Genomic DNA, 16,616 nt, shown 5'->3' with positions numbered 1-16,616 from the left:
TGCCAACTAAAGCTGAAGCGTTTTAACTAGAGGCAAGATGTTCTTTGAAGAAGCCGAGTGTGCGCTCCCAAGCGAGTGCTGCTTCTTCCGGTGCGTAGCGTGCTGTTGAGTCGTTATGGAAGCCGTGGTTGACGTTCTCATACATTAACGCTTGATACTGTGCGTCGGTTGCGATCAATTGCTGCTCATAAGCAGGCCATGTGTCGTTAACACGCTTATCGAGCCCTGCAAAGTGAATCATCAACGGCCCTTTGACTTGCTTTTGGATCTCTTGCGCCGCTGGCGTTCCATAGAAAGGCACACCTGCATCGAGCTCTTCTGGCATTACCGCTGCAAGCATGTTGACAATGTATCCACCGAAGCAGAATCCAACCGCGCCCAATTTACCGTTGCCACCCTCGTATTGTTTGAGGAAGTTAGCGGCTGCAATAAAGTCTTGTTCGATCTTGGCTCTGTCCATCTCTTTCTGCATGGCGCGACCTTCATCGTCGTTCCCCGGATAGCCGCCGAGTGGATAAAGTGCGTCTGGAGCGAAAGCAATAAAGCCATCTTTTGCAAGTCGTCTTGCGACATCTTTGATATAAGGGTTCAGACCTCGATTTTCATGAATCACCAACACGGTCGGCGATTTTAAGGTCTTCTTCTGTGGCATCACCAAATAACCACGCCCTTCTCCATGCCCATTTGGAGATGGAAAGGTTTCGTAAGTTGCTTTGATGTCAGGATCGTTAAATGAAACTTGTTCTGCCAGTGCGTAATTCGGGGTTAGCGCGTCGACCAGTGCTGTCATGCTAAAGCCAAGCACAGCAAGGCCACCCAGCCTATTTAGAAACTCACGGCGCGAGATTTTTCCGTGGGCGTATTCGTCGTACCAATCGAAGGCTTCTTGCGGGATCGGATGAGAAGCCTTTTCACTAGGAGTGGTATGCTTTAGAACCATTATCCATGTCCTCTGTGTCTTACCATATGGGATTTTCTCATTCTCAAACGCGAAGCTAAAAACGAACGCGATTGAGGCTAAAACTGCGGTTTCACCACTCTGATACGGAGCAAGGTGGTGAAACACATCATTGGCGAGCTAGGATCTTTTACCTTCTTCAAACAATAGATAATGGATTCAGATTCAACAACTTTGCGTCGTTGGTTTTACATTAATTGACAATAGTGCGTTATTGCAGGCCGCAATAGGCTTGCCAGTACGAGAAGGCGCGTTCGAATGCTTTTTCTCTGTCGTGCATCTGTGCAAACAAGACCACTGTCATGGTCGCAAGAACCGTATTCGCCATTTGGTTCATGTCATCTTCTGACGTCCCAAACGGGCAGTTCGCAGGCATTGGCACCTCAGACAGCATTTGCTCCGTCCAGTAGTGCGATGTCACGCCGCTTGTTTGGCTTAACCATAATGTTTGGCTTACTTTCGGGTTGTATTCTGACTCACCCGATTGTCCTTTGAATGACACAACAGCGTGAGCGGTTTGACCAATCTCGTATTCGACTTCAGCATGAAGTTGTTGGAACCCAGGATGGAAGCTACCACGAATACCAATCGTTGCTTGCCCCGGGTTCAATGCTCGAACCACGGTATTAATCGGCGTTCTAAGCCCATAACGATTCTTCCAACCAATCATGGTTTCTGCTTGAGGAGCAAACGCACTCAGCGGCAGATACACAATGTTTTGTGTTTCTAATACACGCTTTGCGTCTTCTGCTGATTCCGCTTTCGTAATAGCAAATTTGTCGAGGTAGTCTTCAGCGTGTAAACGACCAGATTGACGGTCGTGATAGCCGTGCATCAACACTTTATGGCCATTATCGGCGAGGATCTTCGCTGCCAACAGGTGCCAAGGTTGACCTGCCGCTTCACGTTTACCTGCATAACATGGCCAGTCGATGTCTGCACCAATAGCAGGCATGCGGGATTGGAATGCTTTCACAAAGCCAGCGATTTCTTGTTGAGTCTCGTTCTGTACACGAATCAGCATCAATAACATTGCCATCTGATCATCATCGCACTCACCGTTTAGGTATTCATCCATAACTCGAAACGCTTGGTCAAAGTTCAGTGGTTTTCTACCACGTTCGCCACGACCGACTGTTCTAATACATTCCAAAATGCTGCTCATATTCCCTCGTATTCCGTCACTGACTGTACGGTTTCTATTAGTTGTTCGCGCAGTTTGACAACTTCTCCCATCACAATCAATGCTGGGCTCACGCCTTTAAGTGTAATCGATAAATCATTGAGCTGATTGAGTTGTGTAACGTGCACTTGTTGTTGAGGGCTGCAACCATGAGTGATGATCGCGACTGGGAAATCTGCTCTCAAACCGGAGTTGATTAAACCCGTTTGTATTTGAGATGACTTTTCTAACCCCATATAGAAGACTAACGTTTGTCCGCTTTGCATCAGTTGGCTCCACGCTTCAAATGCGCCTGTTACTACTTGCCCCGTCACAAAGGTAACGCTGCGAGCAACGCCACGATGAGTCAGCGGAATCAAGCTGTTTGCTGAACATCCAATCGCAGCGGTAATGCCGGGAATGACTTCGTACGCGATTGAGTGTTTGACGAGTGCTAACGCCTCTTCGCCTCCACGGCCAAATACGAATGGATCTCCCCCTTTTAAGCGTACAACTCGCTTTCCTTGCTGAGCGAGCGACACCATCAAGTCACAGATTTCTTCCTGACCAATGCTAGGTTGTCCGCATCGTTTGCCCACGTAAATCCAATCGGCTTGTGGCGAAGCCAACTCCAAAATATCTTTGTTAACCAAACGGTCGTAAAGCAGAACCTCTGCCGACATAATCGCTTTCACTGCCTTTACGGTTAACAAGTCAGGATCGTGGGGCCCAGCTCCGACAATCGAGACAAAACCTTTGTGGTTCGCGTCCAGGTCTAGTGAATGGTCTTCTAAAAGTTGGTTCAGTTTGCTTGCTTGGTCATGCTTAGAAAAGCGAGACGAGCGTTCTTGATTCTGACTCGCTTGTCCTTTCTTAAACCAAGACTTTTGATAAGGCGCTTCCATGTGCTTATCCTCTTTATGACTTACTTTATTTGAATCGCCAGACTTTGCTGGTTCGCTTGCTGTTTGCCCTTTTGATGCTGATGGCTGTCGACCATTTGTTTGATTTGAGAAACGCACGAGCCACAGTTAGTGCCGCATTTGAGTTTGTTTTGAAGTTGAGTCAGTGACGTGCAGTCTTGTTTCTCCATCGCGTCATGTATTTGTTTATCGGTGACACGGAAACAACTACAAACCAGTTTGGCACTGCTTTGCGATTGAGTGATGGTAAGCAGTTGCAATAGCTCCATCGGTTTGCCAATCAAGCCGGTAAAGTTGGTGTAGTCGGTTTGAATCGGTTCATTAGACACCACTAAAACAGAGCGAATGATACGAACGTCTCCAACAAGGTCGTAATCCACCGCTAGCCAACCTTGGGCAATATCTATCGTAATCCTGCGGCTCTTTTCCGTTCGACAAAAACTCTGCTTCTTTGGTCGCTTATCGTGTGCAAAGCGCCAAATGCCCAAATTGCTTTCTGCTTGAAATGCGCTGTAGAGAAACTTGCCGGAATCAAACTGTGTACCGATGAACATACCGAAGGTTTTTACCGCCGCATCTTGCACTTCAACATAAGACGACTTAAATGCAGGCTGCCCTGAAATAGGGTCTTTTGCGCTGTTTACTATCGCATTAACACTGCTTTCACCGCCATATCGACCCGCCCAGTGCATTGACATAAACAGCTCCTGAAAACCCAAACCTTCATCAATGGCAACTTTGGCATAAATACCGGTGTTTGAAGCAGGCTGAAACAGCTTGGTGAGCTGTCCTGCTTTTAAGCGATTTTGAGTGGCAGAGAGCGTGTTCATGTACACGGTTGGTTCTAACTCTGAGGCGGCAAGGTGGGCGATATGCCCTGTGCGCGTCATGGTATGCCATTGGTCACGTTGTCTGCCCGTATTGAGCCACCAGCCTTTTGTTCTTTCTAAGCGCGTTGGAGATTCACTGGTCACGACAAAACGCGCTTTTCCATCTGGGTGTGAATAGACGCCATCAGCAAAAGGGCGCTCTCCTCCCCATTGTGTCGGCACCCACTCTTCGTATTCTTGCTCGGTTAAGTTGGCGTATTGAGAAAGATCTAGCTTCAATGGCGAATCTGCATTCATGCCTGTCATCGCGGCATATTCCCTGAATACCGCCCGCTCAGAAGTAAACGCAAAGCCATTTTGTGTCTTTTCCAATGCACACAGAGCTTGCCCAACTTGGCTTATCGCCCACCAATCTGATTTTGCTTCACCGGGAGGCGTTTGAAACTGGCGCTGCCTTGAAAGTCGACGCTCAGAATTGGTCACCATGCCTTGCTTCTCCCCCCAGCCAGCGGCGGGTAGCAATAGGTCCGCGTAATGCGCTACATCCGAATCCGCTGTGATATCGGAAACAATCACAAACGGACAAATCTCTAGTGCACGTTTTACCAATTGGTTATCTGGCAAAGAGACAACAGGATTGGTTGCCATGATCCAGAGAACTTTAATCTCACCACGTTCTACCGCCTCAAACAGTTCAACAGCTTTTAAACCGGGCTGAGTGGCAATTTCTGGTGAATCCCAAAACGCCTGCACTTGCTTTATAGACTTTGCGTCAAAAGCACGATGAACCGCTAACTGGTTTGCCAATCCACCGACTTCTCGCCCACCCATCGCATTGGGCTGACCTGTAATAGAAAACGGCCCACAACCTGACTTGGCAATTTTACCCGTCGCCAAGTGTGCATTAATGATTGCATTGCCTTTGTCGACGCCATTTTCGGCTTGGTTTACCCCTTGGCAAAACAACGTAATTGCGGTTGGGCTTTGCGCAAACCATTGGAAGAATGTCGTGAGTTTTTCTTCTGAAATGCCAATGGAAGACGTCAAATTAGTGACATCGTAACGCAAATCAGAAACTTCTTCTCTAAGTGCATTAAATCCGTCGGTATAAGAATTTATGTATTCAGAATCAATCAATTGTTGTTCAATAAGAAACTTGAGCAGCCCATTGAAGAGTGACACATCACCATCGTTTTTAATCGGTAGATGCAAATCCGCTTGCTGTGCGGTGACCGTTTCACGCGGGTCAATGACCACCAGCTTGAGGTTAGGATTGTTTTCTCTCGCTTGTTGAATACGTCGGAATAAAACAGGGTGCGTCCAAGCGGTATTAGCACCGCAAATGATCAATAGCTCAGTCTTATCAATATCGTCGTAATTGACGGGAACGACATCTTCACCAAATGCTCGTACATGAGCCGCAACCGCCGAAGACATACACAAACGCGAGTTCGTATCGATGTTTGCGCTGCCAACATAGCCTTTCATGAGTTTGTTGGCGACGTAATAGTCTTCCGTTAACAACTGCCCTGACACGTACATCGCGACGGAATCCGGTCCAAACTCCGCTTTCGCTTGATGAATCTTTTCAGCAATCAGATCCGTGGCTTGTTGCCATTGCACCTCTTGCCCTTGAGGTCGTTGCTTGGTGATAAGCTTTGGATACAACAAGCGCGAAGGCATATTCAAACTCTCTGCCAGCGCGACACCCTTCACGCACAGTGATCCCGCATTTGCAGGATGACACGCATCCCCAACGATTCCTTTCGCATTGACCTCGACACCACATCCAACACCACAATAGGGACAAGTGGTTTTTTTGCATCCTTGCGACATAACACCTCCAGTGTGATTCAGCCCAACTTACTAGCAAAAAAAAGCCTCTCCCGAATCGAGAGAGGCAGCAATGCCTTTAACGCTGTTAGTATATTTTCAAAAAGTAATACCCTATACCGCTCTCGCCTGCTATTAAGAGCGGCGCATCGAGTTATCGATGAACGTTTATGTAAAGCAAGTGAGGTGCCAAGATTAAAAACCCTTACCATACAAAAGGTTAGCTTAAAACCAATTATAGCAACGTAATGCTACGCACTGATTGTGTGCAAATTTCGGTCATTATCGTGCAGTATTACTTTACTAATTCCATGACTAACCTGGATTCTTCGTCACCAAAATAATGCGCTTCTTCTTCTAACGTTTTAAAGCCAAGGGAGAGGTATAAAGACAATGCAGGTTGGTTCTTAGGATCGACAGTCAATTTCACGCTTGAGCCTAACGTCAACGGCGCAATAACGTTTTCTAGGAGGGAACGCGCAATACCTTTACCTCTATGTTGAATATCGACGGCCAATGACATGATCCAATATTGATGTGCATTTGTGCTAGTCGTTAGCAATATATACCCTGCGACCTGCTCTCCCTCTTTTGCTACCAGTAAGGTCTCTCCCCAACAATCAAAAGCTTGCCGAAAGAAAAATTGAGGATAGGCGTGTTCTCCAAATAAAGTATTTTCGAGCTTATATATGGCAAATAAGTCCTCTTTTTGCGCAGACAAGATGTCCATTCAATGACTCCTTCTTTAACATGAATGGCAGCAGTATACCTAAATCTCATCTAAATGACGGGACACAAACATCTCAATTAAGTGCTTAAAAAATGTAATATTCTTCCTGAAAATTAGGCCTAACTCACTTAGAACATACATCCGTGATTAAGTTTTAACCGCAAAATCAAAAACCACACAAGATGAAAATTTCAACACATACAACCATTAAACGCATTAAATTTAAGAACTTTATTCTGGTTTATTGAAAAATTCATAGTTGGATAATTTACAACCACCCCAAATTCACAGCATTATTCACCAAGCTTCGCGTGTGATAATAAACACTAAAACCTTTACCATTTTCAGCATTATTATTTTTATAAAAGCGAGTTTTAAAGTGAAAGAATCTCGAAATGCCTTAAATCCTAGTGAAATAAACACAACCACAGCTTGGTCAAAACATGATACACATTGGGTTCTTAGCCTATTTGGAACAGCCGTTGGCGCAGGCATCCTGTTTCTGCCAATTAACCTTGGGATTGGTGGTTTTTGGCCTTTAGTCGCGATGGCAGTACTTGCTTTTCCAATGACCTATCTTGCGCACCGTGGCTTAGCTCGTTTTGTACTATCTTCTAAGATCAAAAACGCAGACTTCACTGATGTAGTGGAAGAGCACTTCGGCGCAAAAGCAGGCCGTTCTATTTCACTGCTGTATTTTCTTTCGATCTTCCCGATCCTGTTGATATATGGTGTTGGAATAACAAACACAGTAGATAGCTTCATGGTAAATCAGGCTGATATGGCTTCTTTACCTAGACCTTTGCTTTCTGGCGTACTAGTGTTTGCACTAATTGCTATTATGATGGCGGGTGAAAAAGTAATGCTACGGGCCTTTGCCATTATGGTGTTCCCACTTGTTGCCATTCTTGCCTTTCTATCATTTTACTTAATACCGAACTGGACCATGCCTGTCATGGATGTGCCAGAAGCGTCAGCTTTTGCTAGCACTATGTGGTTAGCAGTTCCTGTAGTGATTTTCTCGTTTAGTCACGCAGCTGCAATTTCAAGCTTTGCAAATGTACAACGTCGCCATTACGGTAAGCAGGCAGATGCCAAATCCGAAGTTATTCTTCGTCGCACTAGCATCATGCTGATTGCCTTTGTTCTTATTTTTGTATTTTCCTGTGTGCTAACACTGTCACCTGAACAATTGGCTCAAGCAAAAGAACAAAACGTATCCGTATTGTCTTACTTAGCGAACGCAACCGATAATCCATTTATTGCAACACTTGGTCCTTTAGTAGCGTTTGTTGCTATCACTTCATCTTTCCTTGGACATTTTTTAGGTGCGCGTGAAAGCTTAAATGGTTTAATTACCAAGCATTTTAACCTATCTGAGAAGCGTGTTGATCGTATCAGCGTGGCAGCACTGTTCTTCTCAATCTGGGCGGCGGCGATCATGAACCCAAGTATTCTTGGTATGATGGAAGCATTGTCAGGGCCTGTTATTGCAATGATCTTATTTATTATGCCAATGTTAGCGGTATATAAAATCGAGGCGATGAAACAATATCGAGGAAATGTCTCTACTTACTTTGTTCTAGCAGCAGGCATTGTGGCGGTAAGTGCATTGATTTTTAGCTTCTTCAGCTAATAACTAAAGACTAGCTTGGATTTTCAGGGGAATACCTTACACAAGGTTAAGGTGATTCCCTGAATTTTCTTACTCTTTAAAAGGTAATCATCATTACCCTTGACTCTTAAATAAGAGCGAAAACACCCGCAATCATAAGTACTGAAGCGATGCAGGTACGGCCGATAATGCCGAAGTGCGAAGGTTGAATCATTTCATTATGCATAGTTAATCTCCTATTTATTATAAAAGCCATTTTTTATTGGCTTAATAACACTATGTCTAATATCCAGTTTTTTAACAACCCATACAAACATTAAATATTTATGACAGAAACGTAATTTTTTACACTTCACCCTGATTTCGAGCGATGAATCCGCGGCTTAAATCATTAGATTGAGTCCACCGAATATGCTCACTTACCTTCCATCGTTACCCTACCTATGCCATCTTCCAATCATTACATAAGTTTTCAATAGATTTTGTTTTTATAAATCATAATATTATAGAGATCCTTCTCGTATCTCACTCCTAAAACACTTTGCCACTGGGAATCCATCCGCACTTAACCAACAAGAAATGGTAGACTTAACTGGTATTCGGTTAAGAGATCACATTTTATTAATACGCTCATGCACTTCTCAATTAAAACACTGGCTTGCGCACTTTGTACTGCACTTGGACTTTTCTTACATCCCACCAACGTACTGGCGAGTACCGAAAAGCAAGCTTATCTGGAAGAACACATTTCAGCAGAAAGCAAGCCCATGTTAAAACTCTACTTTCGCTCGATGGGTAAGCCGCGATCAATTCAAAAAGATGAGTTAAATACGCCACAGCATGCATCAGCGGAGTCTCTTGCTCTGTATTACTTTGCACGAAAGTACCTTAAGCGTTACGAAGGCGTTCCATTACCGAAAGATATGCCCGATTTAATCGAATTCGGTAAAAAGCACCATTTGGAATGGGTCGTCGCTGAAGCACAGCTCAATAAGGCAGTAACAATGATTGAGTAAGACGATAACTGGAACGCAGAATTGTTACTCCATGACGTTGTTTCTACAGCCCGTGATCTTGGTTATCTAGCATTAGAAGGCCGTGCTTACCGCTGGTTAGGCAATCTAGAAGTATCTCGAAATCAACTACGCAGTGGCCTAAAATATTATCGCAATGCCTATGAGTTATTAGAAAAAACAGTATTTGAAATACAAGTCGCGATGACACTGAACAACATTGGGACGGTCTACATCGACGCATCAGATTGGGCTCGGGCCAACAGTTACCTAACGCAAGCTCTCGACACTTACCTAGAGAGCGAATATCAATACGATAATAGCTTTTTTATGGGGGTTATCTACGCAAACCTTAGCATCGTTCACTCGAGCCTCGGAGATAACAGAAAAGCGGAATATTATTTCAATGAAGCCATTCGACTTTCAATGCAAACGGGGTCTGACACAGTCAAGCACCACTCTTTATCCAGCTTTTCACAAATGTTGAGCTCGGTAGGAAAAATTGATGATGCATTAATGGTCGCACAACGTTGCGTAGACCTGCCCATTCCAAAAAATCTAGAAATGCTAAAAACGTCTTGTTACGAGGCATTTGCAGAGGCTTACCTCGCAAACAAACAATACGATAAAGCTATTACAACAGCGCTTAACGTTCTAGAACAAACCAAGTCAACCAGTGAATTAGAGCTGCGGCAGCGTATTGATATGCTTTCGGTACTGGTAAACGCTCATCAAATTCTTAATGACTATGAAGCCGCTTTTCATTATTTAACCCAATTAAGAGAGCTGGAGGCTGAGTTTTCTCATCATATTCATGGTGAAGAGATGATTAACATTAAGTTTGATCTCGAAGCTAAGTTAGCCCAGAAAGAACTCAAATTGCTAGAAACAAAAAATGCGCTACAAGCGTCTGAACTGCGTTCGCAGCGCTATCGAGAAATGTTCTACTTTATCGCTATTACGGCAATTGGTGTCGTTGGTTTTCGTTACGTACTGCGCGTTAGACGTATTAATAAAGCACTCACTCAAGAAAATACTACCGATCCGTTAACTCAACTGCATAACCGTCGCTATCTTCACATTTGGCTGGACAAAATGGCTCGTAGAAGCCCAGATAGAACATTTGCCTTAGCAGTTTTAGATGTTGATCATTTTAAAACCTTTAATGATCAATATGGACACGATATTGGCGATAAAATGCTGACTCATATTGCCACGCTATTTAATGAATCCACTCGCTCTGGTGACCTACTCATTCGTTGGGGTGGAGAAGAGTTTGTCCTATTATTCGAAGTACAGCGAGCTGAAGATTGCGCTAAGTTTTTGGAGCGATTGAGATATACTGTTGAAAACACGCCATTGGTGGTTGACTCTAAACCATTAAACGCGACAATTTCCCTTGGAGCAATGGACAAACTGTCGGCACAAATAATTAAACAAGAATGGGATCAATGGTTTTTCTTGGCAGACCAAGCTTTGTATGATGCGAAGCAAGCTGGTAGAAACCAGTTCGTCATTCATCCTACATCATAAAAAAGCACACATGAAAAAAAAATCTAATCATTATTACTTTTGCGCCTCTATTTCTTATGGCGTGTAGTAATCAGCAAGCATCTCAACTGGGAATGCGCAGCAGCAGTGTCAACGTGTATGCCCAGCAAATGAGTAACACTCAACTATGTGAAACTCTCTACTACAACCGTGCAACTAACCAAACCAAAGTGGCGATTGGTGCTGAGTTCAATCGACGTGGATTAAACAAAAAGTGGTGTGATAAAGAATTCGATAAGTTGTACATTAAAAAGTGGATTGATAACGTGCTGCCTAAGAAAAAAGCCGAACCCAAGAAACCAATCGCAACTATTCAACCCGCTTCAACTAAATAACCCACCATCTTGAAGCAGACGGTACACTCGTATTTTCTGCTTTTCATTTTTCATGCATGTTCGATGCGACATATAAAAACCTCATGGTTTCAGTAAATTAACAAAGACTTATGTTGTCCATCGAACTTTTAATGTAAACAAGTTGTAAATGGTTTTCGTCCTTATTCTTTGTCGTTAGCTTTGTTTGTTCCTGTTAGCGGAATATGAAACAGGAACTAAAAAATTCCAAACAAAGACATGAGGTCAAAAATGGAAATACGCATTAATCGCCTATTTGCTGCTATGTTGGCAGTAGGCATTGCACCTGCCGTCTCGGCGTTTGATCCACTCTATTCTGAACAATGGCACTTAGACAACACGGGGCAAACTGCGTTTGCGGCTAATCCTGCTGTTGCTGGGAACGACTTAAACACTAGGCTCACTCAGGCAATGGGGATTGCAGGTGTTGGTGTGAAAGTTGCCGTCATTGATTCTGGAGTTCAGATCGATCACCCCGACCTTGCAGGTAATATAGTTACAGGTAGCAGAAACTTCGTCGAAGACTCTTCATTCCCACCAAGTTATCCGGTTGATACTAATGGTCATGGCACTGCTGTAGCCGGTTTGATTAGCGCCGTCGGCAACAACGGTGAAGGCGGACGCGGTGTCGCTTCTCACTCTTCCCTCATCGGTTTTAACTGGTTAGCCAACCAGACATTAGAAGGCTGGTTAATCTCCCATGGCATGGACCCAGCAACACGCGATGTTCGCGTATTTAACCAAAGTTACGGTTTCAGCCCTATAAACCCGATTACTTTTGATGAAAGCGACCCTCAACTAAAACTTGAAATGGACGTGATGAAAAACGTCAGCGAGAGTAACGCCTGGGGTCGAGGTGCTGTATTTGTAAAGTCAGCAGGTAATGGTTACCGCTATTTCAATACAGGGCGATTCTTCGTATTGCCAAGTAACTTCTTTGCTGGTGGAGACAATCAAGGCTTACCGATGCACAACTCTGCTCAGTCTTATGATAACGCCAATTACTTCAATTTAGTCACTAGTGCACTACGAGCGGATGGTACGCGAGCGAGTTACTCATCGGTGGGGTCGAACGTGTGGGTTGCAGCACCAGCAGGTGAATATGGGCAAGATTTCCCTGCTATGGTCACCACTGATTTAATGGGTTGTGAAGAAGGGCAAAATACCAGTGATGGCCTTGGCATTAATGGGTTACACGGCGGAACGGAGCTCGATCCGAACTGCAACTATACCAGTACGATGAATGGAACCTCATCGGCTGCGCCGAACACATCGGGTGCCATCGCGGCAATCATGTCAACCAACCACGCACTTTCTGCTCGTGATGTACGTGCTTTACTAGCGGAGACAGCAAAAGTAACGGATAAAGCGCATCCAGGCGTACAGCTTGAATTTACTAACCATAATGGTGAACAGGTTAGCTACGAGGCAATTGCCCCTTGGCAGAAAAACGCAGCAGGCGTAGATTTCCATACTTTTTATGGCTTCGGCGCTGTAGATTTAGATGAAGCGATGCAACGTGCTCGCATGACGAATCGTGTTTTGCCAACTCAAGTCATTACGCCATGGGTTAATAACGCTACAGAAGTAAGTGTACCCGATGCAAGTCTAGTTGGTGGTTCTTCAAGTATCGCCATTGCCGATGAGCTGACAGTAGAATCCGTTCAAGTGACATTGACACTGGACCACGCTCGTCTGCCCGACTTAGCTATCGAGCTCATTTCGCCATCAGGGACTCGTTCTGTTTTGCAAACACCGCGCAATGGTCTTGTTGGTCAATCTCTTGATCCAACGATTACTGGCTACAAAGATCAATTAATGTTGTCTAACCAATTTTATGGCGAAGATGCAAAAGGCGAATGGACGTTGCGAGCAATAGATACGAACGGCGATGAAGCCTATTCTTACATTGCATATTTCAACTCTTCCACCATCTATGACGTTCCGATGGCAAACAACGCTCAGCCCGGTGTTATTAAGAACTGGTCGATGCGCATATTTGGACACTAAGGAGTCAATAACATGAAATACAAATCATTTTCTATGCTGGCTCTCGTTATCATGACGTCGAGTGTATACGCTGAGCAACAGCTCTCTCAACAACCTGCACCAGAACTGTTTGTGCCATCAGAAGCGGTTGAGATTAATGGCCAAGATTATCGAAAAGTGCAAACTGGCACTGTTAGAACCCTATCTGAAGACGTAAAACTTCAAGCGGGTGATGAGGTGTTTAAGAATGCGTTTAGTAATGTATCCAAAGCCACTGGACTGGTTTATATCACCGTAAACAATCCTAACGAAGCGAAAGCAGTCGCCAAAGAGTTAAAATTAGAAGTTATCTTCGCAGAAGGGGAATCAGCGGTGTTAAAAGCATCTCAAGATCTGCTAAGTATTAGCGACTACCTAAACGCAGACAGCCGGGTAAAAGCGTCTAAAATTGAACTAAACAGCGGTAAATACCGTGCACAATAATTCTCTAACAAGAGAAGTTGGCCTGTAAAACCATGCCTCAGCGATTGCTGAGGCATTTTTTTGGGTAGGAACAGATACGCTATTATTCTTTAGTAACATTTCGCATAACTAGTATGATACCTAAACACCCTACTCGCCTGCGCCTGTCATTTCTTAAACAAAATAATTTCCGTTCTTAGCTCTTCTTCCGTGGTTTCCTTCGGACTATTCAGATAGCGTTCGATTCCTAAAGGACTGGTTTTGACTTTCATACCACTCTGACGAACCAAGTTCATCGCTAAAGCCCATGCATTTCCCAAAAACTGATATTCACCTCGGTGTTCAACGACAAATGTTTCACTCTCAGGAATGGTACCGGTAACCGCCCCTTGAGGCGCTGGTACTGAGTTATGAAGAGGAAAGCAAGTGATAAACTCGAATGTACCTTTCTGCATATCCATCGACTGGTAATAACAAAACAATTCACCATTCACGGATAGGGTTTCGTCACTAATTAACTGTTCTAGTTGCTGAACATGCTTCTCAATTACCGAACCTAATTCCTGCAAGCTAGCCACACCCTTGATCCCAATATAATGAATTTGAGGCAACGTTCGGTTCCCAATTTCGACTAAGTCTGAATGCACTCGTCCGGTTTCAAGCTTACTTTTAAGCATGCGTAACCCACGTTGATAATCCATCTCTATCATCGACTTAAACATACTTTTCAGAAAGAACAGATACCAAGGGACGCGAGATTGCATTTGCCATTCGACTAAACAGCCATTTTGTGACGGCGTCACGATTAGAGTCACCTTTCCATGGCTCTTGATTGGACGAAAGAAATGCAGCTCCATATCTAATCGATGCTCTTGAGTACTTTCCAGTACAATCGCGCCAGTCCCAATACGCTGACCATTCCATTGATAACCAGCTCCAACGTGGCCCTGATTATCACTGAATGTCAGCTCGCAGCTTGGTTCAAGAATGATCCATGGTGACCAGCTGGGCCAGTGTTTGAAGTTCTTGAGATAGCCAATAATTTCACTTTGATTCTTATTAATTTCAATACTTCGGCTGACCTGATAAGAGAGCATAACGGTTCCTCGAGTTTCCGCTTCACTAACTTCAGTCTAATTCAAATTCCAGTTTTTTCTTGTTTGACTGCGGGTTAGATGCGTACGACAAGAAAAAGCCAGAGCGTTAAGTCTCACTTGAATCAATACGCACAAAGCTAAGAGCAGAACTCCACTTTTGCACTAAATCGAACACCATCATCGTCCAGTACTAACGCCCACCCCATCCGTTCACATATTCGTTGTACGATAACAAGCCCACAACCATAACCAGCGTTGTACGTCTCGTTGCCATCGTGACGGTTTAGGATCTTAAGCGCATGACCTTTCAACTCAATTTCAATATCTCCCACACTATAGCTAAAGGCGTTTTTAATCAGATTGTTGATTACAATGGTCACAAAACTCTCCGGTGCCTTCACTACACCACTATGTTGTTCGTGCAAAGCGTAGTTCGAATCTTGCTTGGCAAATAAAGGAGCCAGCTCTTCCAGTTGTTTTTGTAAACAAGTAAGAAGCTGATGCTCTCCGTAATGCTGAGGCTCTATTTTCTCTTTACCAAGTAAGAGAAACGCTTCTGTCAGTACACGCATCTCGTCACAAGCTGACTGCATCCTCGTGATGGCTTTTTGCGCAACTCGAGGTTGATCAGGAAGACGCGTCAGAATGTCTGTTGAGCCTTTAATCACCATGATTGGCGTTCTCAACTCATGCGATGCAAAACGGCTAAATTCTTGTTCTCGTTTGAAGTAGCCCGCGATATCGTTCTTATTATCCAGCAAAGTCTGCTCTATCTGGCGTGTTTCGCTGAACTTAGTTTCAACTTGGAAAGCGGGTTGATCCGGTGACATTTGGCTAATTTTGTCTTCAATTTGCGCTAATGGCCGAGACAATATTCGCACCATGTAAATGCCATACCCAACCATGACAAATGAAAACAAACCACCGAGCAGCAGCGTAAACTGATGCAGCGAGCTTTCGTATTCGTCCAAGTAATCATCTGAGTCATCTTGAAATACAATGTACATAAGCCCCTTCCCTGAGGGATGGTTCAATACAACAAAGTGTTTATCTTCTTCACCAAGCAGGTATTCGTAAAAACCAGGTGAAGTAAAAGAGAGCAACCAATCCGGTGTCGGAGCTTCACTCCAATATGAGTTGAACTCCAATACGTTTGGCAATGGCGCATCCCAGCCCTGTTTCTCGAAATTCTCACTATAAAGCGCAGCTTCAGTATCTAGCCAGTGATGTAAACTCAGCACTTCCAGTTTGTTTTCTGCCACATAAATCAGCGACCAAAAAAGAGTAAACATCACAAACGTCATGACCCCAAAACCCCAACGGATCTTGCGATAAATGCTTGGATATTCGTTATGCTTTAAGTCGGTAACCTTGTCCATGAATAGTCTCTAATCGTGATTCTTCAAAACCTTTGTCTAGCGCGGTTCTTAAACCGTAAATATGGCTACGAAGTGCATCACTTCCGGGTGGTTCGTCTCCCCATACACTATCGATCACTTCTGTGCGCGAGACCGCTGCTGGAGCACGTTGGAGGAGCAATTTTAAAATTTTAGTTTGAATTCGACTCAGCTTAATTTCTTTGTCTTTTCTCGTTACTTTTCCTGTACGCGCATCTAAACAAATATCTGCAAATTTGAGCGTTCCGATATCTTGTCTTGGACCACGATTAGCCAAAGCATGAGCACGCAAACTGAGCTCTTCCATCGCAAATGGCTTCATTAAATAGTCATCTCCCCCCGCTTTAAAAGCCGCGATTTTGTCATCTAGCGTATCTTTTGCCGTTAGGAAGAGAATTGGCGTTCCACATAACTTATCTTGTCGAAGCTTCTGTACCGTACTGATGCCATCGAGCTTCGGCATCATGATATCCATGATGATTACATCGTAATGATTTTCCTCGATTAACTTAATCGCAGCCTCTCCATGAAACGCACAATCGATTATCATGCCTTCGAGCTCAAGATAGTCTGCAATCGTCTCCGAGACGTTATGGTTGTCATCTACAATTAAAATTTTCATAAAATCACATTTCTTCACGATCTCTTCACGATATGCCCAATAAGATACAGGCAATTTCCTAAACTCGCTCGTAAATTGAGG

12 protein-coding genes and 1 pseudogene are annotated in these 16,616 nt (G+C 44.1%); 5 read left to right on the top strand and 8 right to left on the bottom strand.

Features of this window, described 5'->3' with window-relative positions; genetic code table 11:
• Positions 1 to 22: 22 nt before the first annotated feature.
• The 5 genes from R7M72_RS08975 to R7M72_RS08955 form a co-directional block, all read right to left on the bottom strand.
• Positions 23 to 940: a dienelactone hydrolase family protein gene (locus tag R7M72_RS08975; RefSeq protein WP_009704599.1), complete on the bottom strand. Its 918-nt coding sequence runs from the start codon at positions 938 to 940 to the stop codon at positions 23 to 25.
• Positions 941 to 1,169: 229 nt separating this feature from the next.
• Positions 1,170 to 2,123 (bottom strand): glycosyl transferase family protein, encoded by a 954-nt coding sequence (locus tag R7M72_RS08970; protein WP_213914828.1) that lies wholly within the window; start codon positions 2,121 to 2,123, stop codon positions 1,170 to 1,172.
• A complete protein-coding gene (gene cobA, locus R7M72_RS08965) occupies positions 2,120 to 3,025 on the bottom strand; it encodes a uroporphyrinogen-III C-methyltransferase (RefSeq protein ID WP_213905199.1) in 906 nt (301 codons plus the stop codon). Before cobA ends, R7M72_RS08970 begins: the two co-directional genes overlap by 4 nt.
• A gap of 20 nt (positions 3,026 to 3,045) precedes the next feature.
• Positions 3,046 to 5,709, bottom strand: coding sequence for a nitrate reductase (locus tag R7M72_RS08960; RefSeq protein ID WP_258470231.1), 2,664 nt, complete (start codon positions 5,707 to 5,709; stop codon positions 3,046 to 3,048).
• A 292-nt stretch (positions 5,710 to 6,001) separates the two neighbouring features.
• Positions 6,002 to 6,436 (bottom strand): GNAT family N-acetyltransferase, encoded by a 435-nt coding sequence (locus R7M72_RS08955; RefSeq protein ID WP_054574324.1) that lies wholly within the window; start codon positions 6,434 to 6,436, stop codon positions 6,002 to 6,004.
• A gap of 379 nt (positions 6,437 to 6,815) precedes the next feature.
• Here R7M72_RS08955 and R7M72_RS08950 point away from each other — a divergent pair, with 379 nt between their 5' ends.
• The 5 genes and pseudogenes from R7M72_RS08950 (at position 6,816) to R7M72_RS08930 (ending at position 13,440) form a co-directional block, all read left to right on the top strand.
• Positions 6,816 to 8,072 carry an aromatic amino acid transport family protein gene (locus R7M72_RS08950; protein ID WP_005375868.1) on the top strand — a complete coding sequence of 419 codons (1,257 nt, stop codon included), beginning with the start codon at positions 6,816 to 6,818 and terminating at the stop codon, positions 8,070 to 8,072.
• Positions 8,073 to 8,683: 611 nt separating this feature from the next.
• Positions 8,684 to 10,597: pseudogene (locus tag R7M72_RS08945) on the top strand (diguanylate cyclase).
• A gap of 56 nt (positions 10,598 to 10,653) precedes the next feature.
• Positions 10,654 to 10,950 carry a hypothetical protein gene (locus R7M72_RS08940; RefSeq protein WP_318056142.1) on the top strand — a complete coding sequence of 99 codons (297 nt, stop codon included), beginning with the start codon at positions 10,654 to 10,656 and terminating at the stop codon, positions 10,948 to 10,950.
• A gap of 249 nt (positions 10,951 to 11,199) precedes the next feature.
• Positions 11,200 to 12,978 carry a S8 family peptidase gene (locus tag R7M72_RS08935; protein ID WP_258470233.1) on the top strand — a complete coding sequence of 593 codons (1,779 nt, stop codon included), beginning with the start codon at positions 11,200 to 11,202 and terminating at the stop codon, positions 12,976 to 12,978.
• Positions 12,979 to 12,990: 12 nt separating this feature from the next.
• Positions 12,991 to 13,440, top strand: coding sequence for a hypothetical protein (locus tag R7M72_RS08930; protein ID WP_258470234.1), 450 nt, complete (start codon positions 12,991 to 12,993; stop codon positions 13,438 to 13,440).
• Between the two features lie 146 nt (positions 13,441 to 13,586).
• Here the strand turns inward: R7M72_RS08930 and R7M72_RS08925 are convergent, their stop codons facing one another.
• The 3 genes from R7M72_RS08925 to R7M72_RS08915 all read right to left on the bottom strand — a co-directional run bounded on the left by R7M72_RS08925 (position 13,587) and on the right by R7M72_RS08915 (position 16,535).
• Positions 13,587 to 14,516, bottom strand: coding sequence for an SRPBCC family protein (locus R7M72_RS08925; protein WP_005375849.1), 930 nt, complete (start codon positions 14,514 to 14,516; stop codon positions 13,587 to 13,589).
• 137 nt (positions 14,517 to 14,653) lie between these two features.
• The gene (locus R7M72_RS08920; protein ID WP_017634216.1) at positions 14,654 to 15,895 is read right to left on the bottom strand and encodes a sensor histidine kinase; all 1,242 of its coding nucleotides are present in this window, start codon (positions 15,893 to 15,895) and stop codon (positions 14,654 to 14,656) included.
• A complete protein-coding gene (locus R7M72_RS08915; RefSeq protein ID WP_064369211.1) occupies positions 15,867 to 16,535 on the bottom strand; it encodes a response regulator transcription factor in 669 nt (222 codons plus the stop codon). The genes R7M72_RS08920 and R7M72_RS08915 overlap by 29 nt, the downstream gene beginning before the upstream one ends.
• Positions 16,536 to 16,616: the final 81 nt, after the last annotated feature.

The sequence above is a fragment of the Vibrio sp. YT-18 genome, assembly GCF_033337345.1.
Lineage (GTDB): Bacteria > Pseudomonadota > Gammaproteobacteria > Enterobacterales > Vibrionaceae > Vibrio > Vibrio alginolyticus.
Note: the sequence above shows the minus strand (reverse complement) of the source record. Positions and strands in the feature narration are given on the sequence as shown.

Coding starts and splice junctions, on each gene's coding strand:
- R7M72_RS08975 (WP_009704599.1), bottom strand. CDS start 940: ATGGTTCTAAAGCATACCACTCCTAGTGAAAAGGCTTCTCATCCGATC.
- R7M72_RS08970 (WP_213914828.1), bottom strand. CDS start 2,123: ATGAGCAGCATTTTGGAATGTATTAGAACAGTCGGTCGTGGCGAACGT.
- cobA (WP_213905199.1), bottom strand. CDS start 3,025: ATGGAAGCGCCTTATCAAAAGTCTTGGTTTAAGAAAGGACAAGCGAGT.
- R7M72_RS08960 (WP_258470231.1), bottom strand. CDS start 5,709: ATGTCGCAAGGATGCAAAAAAACCACTTGTCCCTATTGTGGTGTTGGA.
- R7M72_RS08955 (WP_054574324.1), bottom strand. CDS start 6,436: ATGGACATCTTGTCTGCGCAAAAAGAGGACTTATTTGCCATATATAAG.
- R7M72_RS08940 (WP_318056142.1), top strand. CDS start 10,654: ATGGCGTGTAGTAATCAGCAAGCATCTCAACTGGGAATGCGCAGCAGC.
- R7M72_RS08935 (WP_258470233.1), top strand. CDS start 11,200: ATGGAAATACGCATTAATCGCCTATTTGCTGCTATGTTGGCAGTAGGC.
- R7M72_RS08930 (WP_258470234.1), top strand. CDS start 12,991: ATGAAATACAAATCATTTTCTATGCTGGCTCTCGTTATCATGACGTCG.
- R7M72_RS08925 (WP_005375849.1), bottom strand. CDS start 14,516: ATGCTCTCTTATCAGGTCAGCCGAAGTATTGAAATTAATAAGAATCAA.
- R7M72_RS08920 (WP_017634216.1), bottom strand. CDS start 15,895: ATGGACAAGGTTACCGACTTAAAGCATAACGAATATCCAAGCATTTAT.
- R7M72_RS08915 (WP_064369211.1), bottom strand. CDS start 16,535: ATGAAAATTTTAATTGTAGATGACAACCATAACGTCTCGGAGACGATT.